This window comes from Bacteroides sp. An19 (assembly GCF_002160215.1).
GTDB classification, from domain to species: Bacteria; Bacteroidota; Bacteroidia; order Bacteroidales; family Bacteroidaceae; genus Phocaeicola; species Phocaeicola intestinalis.
The window spans coordinates 1-8,981 of the sequence record NZ_NFKD01000098.1 but is presented as its reverse complement, the minus strand read 5'-3'; the positions used below and the strand labels follow the sequence as shown (position 1 = coordinate 8,981).

General features: G+C 49.9%; 14 protein-coding genes. 1 reads left to right on the top strand and 13 read right to left on the bottom strand.

The window, feature by feature from the left end:
• The 6 genes from mobV to B5F25_RS20005 form a co-directional block, all read right to left on the bottom strand.
• Nucleotides 1-1,451, bottom strand: a 1,451-nt coding sequence (gene mobV / locus B5F25_RS20030; protein ID WP_087251638.1) for a MobV family relaxase, incomplete at its 3' end; no start/stop codon positions are given.
• A gap of 226 nt (nucleotides 1,452-1,677) precedes the next feature.
• Nucleotides 1,678-2,517, bottom strand: coding sequence for a hypothetical protein (locus B5F25_RS20025; protein WP_087251637.1), 840 nt, complete (start codon nucleotides 2,515-2,517; stop codon nucleotides 1,678-1,680).
• 98 nt (nucleotides 2,518-2,615) lie between these two features.
• On the bottom strand, nucleotides 2,616-3,107 hold the full coding sequence (locus tag B5F25_RS20020) for a hypothetical protein (RefSeq protein WP_087251636.1): 492 nt from the start codon (nucleotides 3,105-3,107) through the stop codon (nucleotides 2,616-2,618).
• 21 nt (nucleotides 3,108-3,128) lie between these two features.
• The gene (locus tag B5F25_RS20015) at nucleotides 3,129-3,479 is read right to left on the bottom strand and encodes a hypothetical protein (RefSeq protein ID WP_087251635.1); all 351 of its coding nucleotides are present in this window, start codon (nucleotides 3,477-3,479) and stop codon (nucleotides 3,129-3,131) included.
• The gene (locus B5F25_RS20010; RefSeq protein ID WP_087251634.1) at nucleotides 3,476-3,928 is read right to left on the bottom strand and encodes a hypothetical protein; all 453 of its coding nucleotides are present in this window, start codon (nucleotides 3,926-3,928) and stop codon (nucleotides 3,476-3,478) included. Before B5F25_RS20010 ends, B5F25_RS20015 begins: the two co-directional genes overlap by 4 nt.
• Before the next feature lie 43 nt (nucleotides 3,929-3,971).
• Entirely contained in the window at nucleotides 3,972-5,084 is a 1,113-nt protein-coding gene (locus B5F25_RS20005) for a hypothetical protein (RefSeq protein WP_241148454.1), read from the bottom strand.
• A 394-nt stretch (nucleotides 5,085-5,478) separates the two neighbouring features.
• Between B5F25_RS20005 and B5F25_RS20000 the strand changes: the two genes are divergently transcribed.
• Complete coding sequence (locus B5F25_RS20000; protein WP_087251632.1) at nucleotides 5,479-6,081, top strand: recombinase family protein; 603 nt, start codon at nucleotides 5,479-5,481, stop codon at nucleotides 6,079-6,081.
• Between the two features lie 57 nt (nucleotides 6,082-6,138).
• Here the strand turns inward: B5F25_RS20000 and B5F25_RS19995 are convergent, their stop codons facing one another.
• The 7 genes from B5F25_RS19995 to B5F25_RS19965 all read right to left on the bottom strand — a co-directional run bounded on the left by B5F25_RS19995 (nucleotide 6,139) and on the right by B5F25_RS19965 (nucleotide 8,789).
• Entirely contained in the window at nucleotides 6,139-6,495 is a 357-nt protein-coding gene (locus tag B5F25_RS19995) for a hypothetical protein (RefSeq protein ID WP_087251631.1), read from the bottom strand.
• Nucleotides 6,495-6,860, bottom strand: a complete 366-nt coding sequence (locus B5F25_RS19990; RefSeq protein WP_087251630.1) for a hypothetical protein — start codon at nucleotides 6,858-6,860, stop codon at nucleotides 6,495-6,497. Before B5F25_RS19990 ends, B5F25_RS19995 begins: the two co-directional genes overlap by 1 nt.
• Before the next feature lie 32 nt (nucleotides 6,861-6,892).
• A complete protein-coding gene (locus B5F25_RS19985) occupies nucleotides 6,893-7,207 on the bottom strand; it encodes a hypothetical protein (RefSeq protein WP_087251629.1) in 315 nt (104 codons plus the stop codon).
• The gene (locus B5F25_RS19980; RefSeq protein ID WP_087251628.1) at nucleotides 7,204-7,446 is read right to left on the bottom strand and encodes a hypothetical protein; all 243 of its coding nucleotides are present in this window, start codon (nucleotides 7,444-7,446) and stop codon (nucleotides 7,204-7,206) included. The genes B5F25_RS19985 and B5F25_RS19980 overlap by 4 nt, the downstream gene beginning before the upstream one ends.
• Nucleotides 7,447-7,459: 13 nt before the next feature.
• On the bottom strand, nucleotides 7,460-7,747 hold the full coding sequence (locus B5F25_RS19975; RefSeq protein WP_087251627.1) for a hypothetical protein: 288 nt from the start codon (nucleotides 7,745-7,747) through the stop codon (nucleotides 7,460-7,462).
• Nucleotides 7,748-8,158: 411 nt separating this feature from the next.
• Complete coding sequence (locus B5F25_RS19970) at nucleotides 8,159-8,431, bottom strand: hypothetical protein (protein ID WP_087251626.1); 273 nt, start codon at nucleotides 8,429-8,431, stop codon at nucleotides 8,159-8,161.
• 13 nt (nucleotides 8,432-8,444) lie between these two features.
• Nucleotides 8,445-8,789 carry an SLOG family protein gene (locus B5F25_RS19965; protein ID WP_087251625.1) on the bottom strand — a complete coding sequence of 115 codons (345 nt, stop codon included), beginning with the start codon at nucleotides 8,787-8,789 and terminating at the stop codon, nucleotides 8,445-8,447.
• Nucleotides 8,790-8,981 lie beyond the last annotated feature (192 nt).

Below are 8,981 nucleotides of genomic sequence, written 5' to 3'. Positions count from 1 at the left end.
CGGACGTTCTTGCCTCCTTTGGGCTTCATCATCCGGCTTGCCTGTATCAGGCAGCGTCTTGCCCAGGCCCGGTCGTCCTCGTCCTCTTTCCGTCCCCAAGGCAGGTCATTGTCACCACCCCCGCCGCCGTGGTTTTCGGCAAATGTCGTAGCCAGGTCCACATAGTTCGCAAAGAGATAGATGGCACATTTGAAGATGTCTTCGCCCCGCTCGGCCACATCTTTCAGGAGCGAACCGTCAAACACGCCGCGTCCGTTATCATCCATTGCTGAAAACTGTGACCGGAAGTCTTTCAGGATGTCTCCCAGCAAGGCGTCCGCCAGCCGGTAACGTACCTGATGTTCCAGGTCGTAAGTGGCCGCTTTGAGGTCTCGGCGGTATTCCACCGCACGTTCCCGTGTTTCTTCCTCTATCCTACGATACTCGGTGAGTTGTTTGTTTGCTTCTTCCAATTTCTTGCGCTTGTCGGTGAGGTTGTCAAGCACTTTCTCCAGTTCGAGGTCGAGTCTGCTTATCTTTTTGCGCAATTCCTCAGAATCGCCACGTCCTGCTTTCAACTCTTCCGCAAGGGCTTCCATCTCGGCAATCATCTGCTTCTTTTTCTCCTCTAAGTTGACAATCATCGTGCCCAGCCCTTTCACCCGTTTCTCGGCAAAACGGATGTCGGCAAGCAACTCGCCGAGCAACTTTCTGTTGTTCTCAATCTGTTCCTCCATGGTCGTGCATTCCTCGCTCAACGCACGGCGGTATTCCTCCGTGGTCCGGTGTTTCGCACCTGTCACGGCTATGCTGCTACCGCGCTTCATTCCCCACTTTTCATTCACCTTGGCGAACTCGTCATGGTAGAAATAGAAACGCTGTTTGGAGTCGTATTTGTTGCCTCCGAAAACCTTGTTGTAGGAAATCCTGCCGCGTGGATCCATCGGTATCACGGTGCAATGCACATGGGGATTCAGCTCGTCGAGGTGTACATAGAAGCCGACGACGTTATCTTCGCCCCATTGTCCACATGCGAACCTGTACACATCCTGCGCCCAACGCTCTATATCCTTGTTGCGCCGGATGTGCGAGTTGTCAGCCCCGTGCGTGAAGTCCACCCTCTGACTGCCGAAGGCCAGCTGGTGCATACGCTCCCTCGAACCGCCGAAGATGATGTTGGCCACCGTGCGGAACCCAGGCTCGGAGAGTCCCTCGTTGGGGTCTTTGATGCCACGGGATTGCAGGGATTCCACCATGCGCTGCCCGATAGACTTGGATTTATCCACGGGTACAACTTTCCCGCCCTTGACTATTTCAAAGTTGAGCCGTTCACGGGTGCGGTCATAATTGCCGTGCCTCGTCGCCCATTCCCAACCTCTTTCCGTCCAGTTGCGCTGATGCTCGTTGCTCTGGCCCTCGCTCATGCCCTTTCCGGGCCTGATGTCAAATACCTGTTTGATGCTTTCTGCCATATAATCCGGTCATTTTTTACAGCTTGCTGCCGCCTCCGGCGGTTCCTGCATTTTGCCCTTTCCGGGCAAAGTGCGTATTAGGCTACGCAGGCTGAGCCTGTCTTCGTGGGCAAGCCCTGTCGTCAGGGTCGGAGGTCAAGACCTCCGTTGATACCCATCCGCTTTGTCGGATGCCTTGTTCATGTCCTGGCAAGACCCGATGAGAGGGGAAACAAGCCGCCTTGGTTTAGTATTTTCCCGATTTTTCCGCAGGCTTGGTTTCCCCGTGTGGCGTATGCTCATTGCGGGACTTATCTTGCGTTATAAAGGGGAGATAATGCCGTAGAATGATGTCGGCGGTTTCATCGCCGTTACAAGTGGCTTGCGCTTCCCACAGGTTTCCAGCGTCGATGAGCCGCAGTCCGGCAAGCGTCAGCCGCAGAAGGAAACGCGCAAGGTCTTTGCCGCATTCTTCCAGGAACAATTTTTCAAGGGCTTCGTTCACCTGTATATCGGACTGAATGATTCCCGTGCGGTGGAGAATGATGTGGGCTATTAGTTTGTGCAGGCGTTCGCCGGTGGATGCTTGCCGGCCGGAGTGTTTGCCTGTCGGTTCGGGCACGAACAGTTTATCCGTTCCGGTGATGAAGTGTGCAAGCATTTCCACCGATTCCTCGATGGTGAGGTAGCCACAGAGCCAGCGGTTCAAGAGCAGTTCTTCTTCCGACAGCAAAGGGACTTGGGAGTTCTCCCCGTCCGGCACTACGCAAGTGACAGTAAGAATGAAATAGCCGCTGCGGCCAATGACTTTGACTGTTCCTGCCTCCTCCAATGTGGAGAGGAATTTCCTTACCGTGGTGCGGTGCCAGTTCCAGTGTTTGGCAAGTCCGCTGACCGTCAATGCCACTTGTCTTTCAGGCAAGGGCTTGGCGATGGCAGGGAACTCTTTCTTGTTCCCGTTGGCTATCTCCACAAGGTTGCGGAACGCGGCCATCTTTGAGCATTTCTCGCCCGATTCGGGATTGAGGTATGCGAGCAGGTCTGTGTCGATTTGGATGCGGCACTTAGTCGTTTTATTTTCTTTCATGCGTGATTTGTTTTTAATCGTTATCCTGTTCAATCAAGTCAGGCCGGATGGCAGGGAAAGGCTTTTCTGTAAGCAATCTTTCCATCAGGCGAGACTTCCTACTGCCATTTGTAGTAATCCGCCACAATGTCATGTGGAGATTCCAAGTATGCTTTAAGCTTATCGGATGAAGCCGTGCGTACAGCCCGCGAGGGATAGAACACAGCACCGGACAAGACAGTGGCCAAGGTAACGCCAAGAGGCAGCGTATGCGGAACGAAAACCAGAATAATTGCTGCCATTGCCGACCAAAACAGACGGTGTTTCCGTTGCAGGAAATCGAATGCCCCCTCCGTGTTCTTATGGGAATACAGGGCCAGGCAGGCAATGGATGACAAGGCCAGTTCATAGACATTTCCAAAGACATTCAGATGGTAGAAGTGGAACACCATGAGTGTGGCGAGCATTCCCAGCGTGTAGCATCTGCGGAAGCTACGGCTGTAAGCCATACGCAAATAAAATTGGATCATGGAAGGACGCCTGCTTTTATACAGGAAAGGAAGGGCGGCATAGGTCAGCGTGTAGAATATATAAAGGATGGTGATAAGCATCGTTTTATTCTTGTTTTATGGTTATAGTTCAAGTTCCAGACTGATGAGTTTGTCAGAGGCAAGGAGGATGATGTCCTCGGCGTCCTGTATGGACAACTTTCCCGAATTGTATCTTTCCTTGAACGCCGGTTTCCTTTTCAGCGAGTTCACTGCCCGGTCAAGTCGGTATTCCGGGATGTTCCACACATGACCTTTCGGATAGGTGGCGTGAGTCCGTTTTGCGAATAAGGAAAGCATCCGGCAACGGACCGGCTGGAGACTGCCACCGGACAGAATCATGAAGTTGCCTTCACGTTCGGTGTCCAGCACGTCCACCCATGTACGGTACTCGTGGATGACGGAGGCAAGCTGCCTGTACAGGGTGTCTTTCATAGGCAGATGAAATCTTTAAGCAGTTCTTCTTCCTTGATGGAGTACAGGAGTTTACCACCCTTCATGGACCGAAGAAGTTCCTCACGGAGCTCGCTGCCCATGACTTCCAGCGAGTCGTACAAGGTCACGTACATCGTGTCACACTTCACCCGGTCGTCGGCCAGTGCGTTCATCTTGAACATATGCCCGAAACGGGGATTGGAATAGGCACAGCAGCGTTGCCCGAAAGGGGTGTCGGAACTTGGCACATGGTGGTAAAGCAGCACCAGTTCCATCTGGTCCTCCAGTTCGTCAACCAGTTCTTCCATCGGGTACGCCTTTGGCAGGCTGAACGTGAGCAGGGCATAATCATCATATATTTCCGCTCCTTGGAAAAGGGGTTGAGCTATTAACGCCGGCATCTCCAGGGAGGCCAGTGTGATAAAACGGTCAATCTGTTCTTTCTGCATTATATCTGGTTTTATTGTTGTCAGGATAGGTAAAACATGAAAGTCATCCGAGGATAAACGTTTCGATGAGGAGTGCTGGCAGTGCGTTGATGTCGAAAGGGCTGCCATCCACTTTCAGCTTGCCTAAAGAGCCGGGGGTCTTGACGGCAAGTTCTTCCAACAGATGCCATTCCCCTTCATCCATGAGGGCATAGGCAAGACCGTCGAAAGTTATCCACGGCTGCAGGATCATCCAGAGGTAGGCCGCTGCCTGTCCGTCATCTTTGATACGGAGAACTTCCAGGTCTTCCACACAAGCCGCCGCATTCTGCAGCAGCCTCCGGTTATTACGCATGGTCAACAGGATGACGGCCTCCGGTTTTTCGAGTACGGGCGGCACCGAATCGGCCAATCCGATGATACGGCGGATGACAGTTCCGGTATTCCTGGTGATGCCGCCCATCGGTATGTCCCCGCCGCTTATGACAGGCAGGTGGTGAAGGAATGAACGGAACGCCACATCTTCCTCCATGAGAAATCCAAAGACTTCCTGCCGGTTATGGATACCTTTGCGCAACACATCTTCCAACAACCGGTTGTAGTTGCGCACCGCCTCCTTGCCGCTTCCTTTGTAGATGCCTGCCGTCCCGGCTTTGCGGTAGAGCCTGTGGACGGAAGAGGCCAACCTCATTGACACAGTATCCGTCTCAATGCTGTTAAGGTTTTGCACCACGGTAAGGTAGTCGGTCAGGCGGCGCTGGCGGCTGTCTATCAGGCGGCGCATTTGTGAACGGACAGAGTCGTTCCAGACAATATGGTCTTTGGAGACATGGGCGGTGTGGAAGTCTGCCGTATCAGGCGCAGAACCGTCAGAAACAGCCTTATCGATGCGTTTCCATTCTTTAACAAGAGATATGAGTTCTTCCGTTCCGACCTCATTCTTTGTCTGAATTTTGTGCAAGAAATCATGACGTATTGTCTTTGCCTCTTCTGCGGTAAGGTGCGTATCCTTGTCTGTGGACTGACATCCGCAGAACACGAAAGTGGCCGCCATGAATAGCATGTAGCATAAAGTATGATTTTTAAGGGAAGGAAAGATATGCCGTTTTTGCCTCTCCCTATACAATGTTCTACCCTGCCACCGGTCCGGCTTCCCGGCTTTAATTTTTTGTTCCATCGGTTTTGTTTGAATTTTGACGGCGCAAAGTTACTGCATGGAAAACATACAGCATCAAGGATGTATGAAATGTTACTGATTCTTAAGCTATCATACTCATAGTATGTTTTTTATAACTGTCTGACAGTCTGTTAACGGATAAGATATGACATAAAAAAGACTGTCTGACTGCCTGTGCCGAATTCTGTTTTCTGCTGGCCAACTTTGTAAAGAATCTGCCGGTATATCCTGTCGGTATGATAAAGTGGCTATGCAATTTCCCAAGTGTACAATGTGACAGCGCATCACGGATTATAAAGATAGGCATCAAAGCGCATTTTAAGGAGGACAGGCATGTTTTTCTCAAGAAAAATCATACTTTTGCAGCAGAAACGTACACTTACAGGAAAACAGCATGACGAAAATAGGATATTTGGCGTATATTCCCGGATATGCCGACAGGGAAGAAGATAAGTTATGGATGAAAAGGTTCGGATGTGATGACATCATTGAGGAACAGCCGGAAGAGAGGCGGTTCCGTCTGGGTTTGGACAAGCTGCTGGCAAGCATCGGAAATGGAGATACTCTGGTCATTTCCAAACTGGCCCATGTACTTAAGGGCTCCGGACAGTTGTCATTCCTTCTGGAGTTCTGCCGAATAAAAGGGGTTCGCCTTGTCTCCCTGCGTGACGGCATAGATTCCAATGACGACCTGTTTCCGGGAACCGGGACATCCGATATATTGTCTGTCATCGCCAGACTTCCTGAAGATTTGAACGCAATACGCAAGTGCGCCCTGCGGAACGGCAGGCGGACGAAAGGGATAAAGGTACTTTCACAGGCAGCATACGGAAGGGCGGAAAGACATAAGCTTGTGGTAAACATGTACCGGAGCGGCTACACCATCGATGACATCTGGAAGGCCAGCGGATTCAGGAGCCGCAGTTCAATCTTCCGGGTATTGAAGGATGAAGGGGTGGAACTGAAGCGTGTCCGCGGCAGGGTGTCAGGCAAATAAACAGGAAAGGGAAACGGGATGCTGCTGTTTGGCATCCCATCAATTACTGTTCCATGTTCAAGCCGTTTGTCTGCCGGTGACCGGGGCATGAAGGATGGCCTCTTTCAACTGCGCAAGCCAGATGTGGCAGCCGGGCATGAATTGCCTTTCATCAAGCAGGCATGACAAGTCTTTGTCCTGTACTTGAACATGCAAACGTTCCCCGTCAAGGCTGACTTTTGTGATATTCCCGCCGTATGCCTGTCCGTCCTCATCCATCCAGCCAAGCCGGATTGCCGCATCAACAGGCATAGCTTCCAGCCGTCTGTCTTCCAGCAGGTGTTTGACCGCCTGCACGGCATCCCGTTTCAATCCGTCAAGGATTTCCGCTACCGATGTAGCCTTTGTCCTCATGTCCGTCATTACTACAATCATTATTCTTTTGGGTCATGAAAGGGGACCGGTGCTTCCGGCTTCATACGGCATATTTTTCCCGTGCGGTTCTTAACCGCACGGTCAATGACCTCGCCAAGTTCCATGAAATACACTCCGTCCTTGACATGTTTCGTTCCGGAATAGTTCTGCAAATACACCCCGTAACAATCCTGTCCTTCCAACGCCACGATGACATTGCCGCTGAACACCTTTCCATTGACATGGAAGCGCAAGGCAGCCATGCCCTTGTATTCCGTTGCCACGAACTTGTCAATGTGCCATGACCGGATGACACCTATCGGAGTCACGGCTACCAGCTGGTCCCTGATGGTGCCGGCAGCCCGCAATACATAATCTTTTTCCATATTCTTTTATCCGTTAGTTATACCATTAAATCTTAATCCTCATAACTGCTCACGCTGAAGCCGCTGCCGGCGTAAATATCCCGGAACGCCCGGACAATGGCACCAAACAGGCGCTCGTCCTCAGCGTATTCCACGTACAGCTCGTGTGTCCAGTAGTCAAAGCTGAAATCCGCCAGTTCACCGGAATAGCGGTCGGTCGTATGATAGACTGCGACAGACACATAGCAGTCCGTTTCGCTCTCCAGGTGTACCAAATGCCCATAACAGTTGAACTCCATGTTGTTTGACGGGCTGGTGGTAATCTTTTCCACCAGCCTGTGAATGTACTTGTATCGTTTCCTGTTCATAACGCTTCCATTTCTTCTATGCCCACTGTAAAACCATAGCCGTCTTCCGTACGGAACTCATACAACCGCTCCAAGTCGTGCAATACTTCTCCTTTGCAGAAGTTCTCACTTGCTTCCTCTATTTCCCTGTCCATTGCGGCTTTCGCACGTTCAAGAGTGGCATATAAGGCGTGGCAATCAGATACGCAGTCGCTTTGTTCAATCAAGGTGTAAACCAAATAAACCGTGTTTCTTTCCATAGTCCAATGTATTTTAAATGTAAGGGATATAACGTCCGTTCTCTTCCAAGTAAGCCATGATGTCTTTTGCTTCCTCATGCGATGCAAGGTTGCGGTCATCATAACGTCTTTTGCCATCAGCCATCACGATAAGACACTCCTTCAACAGCTTATAGAGGTTCTGCTGTAAGGTCGGGTGCATCAGTGGAATAGAGGCGGCAAAGGCTGCATAGTCAAAGCCGTAGTCATTCAACGCATCTTCCACCTGCATGGCAAGGCGGTACTCTTTCATCTCTCTGAGGTTTTCAAATTTCTTGTTCATATCCGTAGATGTTTAAGTGAAACTTCTTTCCCTGTCATCGGCTCCTTCCCCGAAGCCTGTTTGGGATTTACGGATGCTTTTATCCGGGCATCGATCATGCTTCACCTGACGCTTTTTCTTGCCGAATACGCTCCGCAGGAGGAAGATTCCGCAAGAAATCCACTTCAAAGCGTGACAGGTCAAGCGCGATGCCCGACATTTGCAGCTGGAAAAACAAACGGTGAGGGGCAAGGGAACGGACAAAGACACAGACTGATATAAAAGGAGATTACATTTTCTTGCAAAAGAAAGAAAAGTATAACAGGTTATGGAAATATAATTGGCAGCCTGTCAGGAAATACAAGTGGCATAGGGAGTATTCCCCATGCAGGAAGCCATTTATAGCTTCCATGCACGGGACGGATATTGTCATCAGAACCAGTTGGGGTTGCTTTCATGGAGAATTTCAATCAGTTTGTCATCTGGTAATAGTAAATTCTCCTCTTCCGTATAGAAGAAAAAATCTTCATAAATGTATTGAGCCTCCATACCGACAAAAACTTCGTAGGACTTGTCAAAACTGCCTGGATGCATGGCGTCAAGCAATGCCAGGCTGCCGATATACTGGTCTTCTCCTTGATTGTCTTTCACTATTCGGCAAGTGTATTCTATGCCGTCGAATGTAATCACTGTCATTGTTTTCATACGTTCCTCCTTTTTATGGTTGATACAGGTTGTCTATTTTCAAGCCCATGCGTTCCGCCCTCCGGCAAGTGTAAAACGTTCCGCCTTTCGGCTCGCCGTTGAAATAGGCGATGACATGGCAGGAAAGGTTTAACATATAGTCATTGCGCCGCAGGTAGCAGCCGTCAAAATAGGTCTCGCCCAGCATGATGACATTGTCTGCCTTGCCAAGAATGGATTGGTAACGTTCCTTGTCCTTTGGGCTGAACCTGTCGGGCTGGTTACGGAAAGGAATGACGGCTGACAGTCGGATGTCGGGATAGTCTGCTTTCATCGTCAGCAGCGTTTCAGCCGCAAGCATGTCAAAGCCTACCGCCATGCCTTATGTATACTAAAATATTATGTAAAGGCAAAGTTCTCTATAATCTGATATATACATGGTTAGAATTGTTATCATACCTAAATTCTATACATAAAAATTGGCTATATTAGAGCGTCTAATCAATAGTTAATTAAGTATGTATAAACAGATTAAAACTTTTGAAGAGGTATCTTCATCAATTTTGGATAT

Excerpts from the sequence above, each read along its gene's own strand:
- B5F25_RS19965 (WP_087251625.1), bottom strand. The coding sequence starts at position 8,789 with ATGGCGGTAGGCTTTGACATGCTTGCGGCTGAAACGCTGCTGACGATG.
- B5F25_RS19990 (WP_087251630.1), bottom strand. The coding sequence starts at position 6,860 with ATGGAAAAAGATTATGTATTGCGGGCTGCCGGCACCATCAGGGACCAG.
- B5F25_RS20000 (WP_087251632.1), top strand. The coding sequence starts at position 5,479 with ATGACGAAAATAGGATATTTGGCGTATATTCCCGGATATGCCGACAGG.
- B5F25_RS20020 (WP_087251636.1), bottom strand. The coding sequence starts at position 3,107 with ATGCTTATCACCATCCTTTATATATTCTACACGCTGACCTATGCCGCC.
- B5F25_RS20025 (WP_087251637.1), bottom strand. The coding sequence starts at position 2,517 with ATGAAAGAAAATAAAACGACTAAGTGCCGCATCCAAATCGACACAGAC.
- B5F25_RS19980 (WP_087251628.1), bottom strand. The coding sequence starts at position 7,446 with ATGGAAAGAAACACGGTTTATTTGGTTTACACCTTGATTGAACAAAGC.
- B5F25_RS19970 (WP_087251626.1), bottom strand. The coding sequence starts at position 8,431 with ATGAAAACAATGACAGTGATTACATTCGACGGCATAGAATACACTTGC.
- B5F25_RS20015 (WP_087251635.1), bottom strand. The coding sequence starts at position 3,479 with ATGAAAGACACCCTGTACAGGCAGCTTGCCTCCGTCATCCACGAGTAC.
- B5F25_RS19985 (WP_087251629.1), bottom strand. The coding sequence starts at position 7,207 with ATGAACAGGAAACGATACAAGTACATTCACAGGCTGGTGGAAAAGATT.
- B5F25_RS19975 (WP_087251627.1), bottom strand. The coding sequence starts at position 7,747 with ATGAACAAGAAATTTGAAAACCTCAGAGAGATGAAAGAGTACCGCCTT.
- B5F25_RS19995 (WP_087251631.1), bottom strand. The coding sequence starts at position 6,495 with ATGATTGTAGTAATGACGGACATGAGGACAAAGGCTACATCGGTAGCG.
- B5F25_RS20010 (WP_087251634.1), bottom strand. The coding sequence starts at position 3,928 with ATGCAGAAAGAACAGATTGACCGTTTTATCACACTGGCCTCCCTGGAG.
- B5F25_RS20005 (WP_241148454.1), bottom strand. The coding sequence starts at position 5,084 with ATGGAACAAAAAATTAAAGCCGGGAAGCCGGACCGGTGGCAGGGTAGA.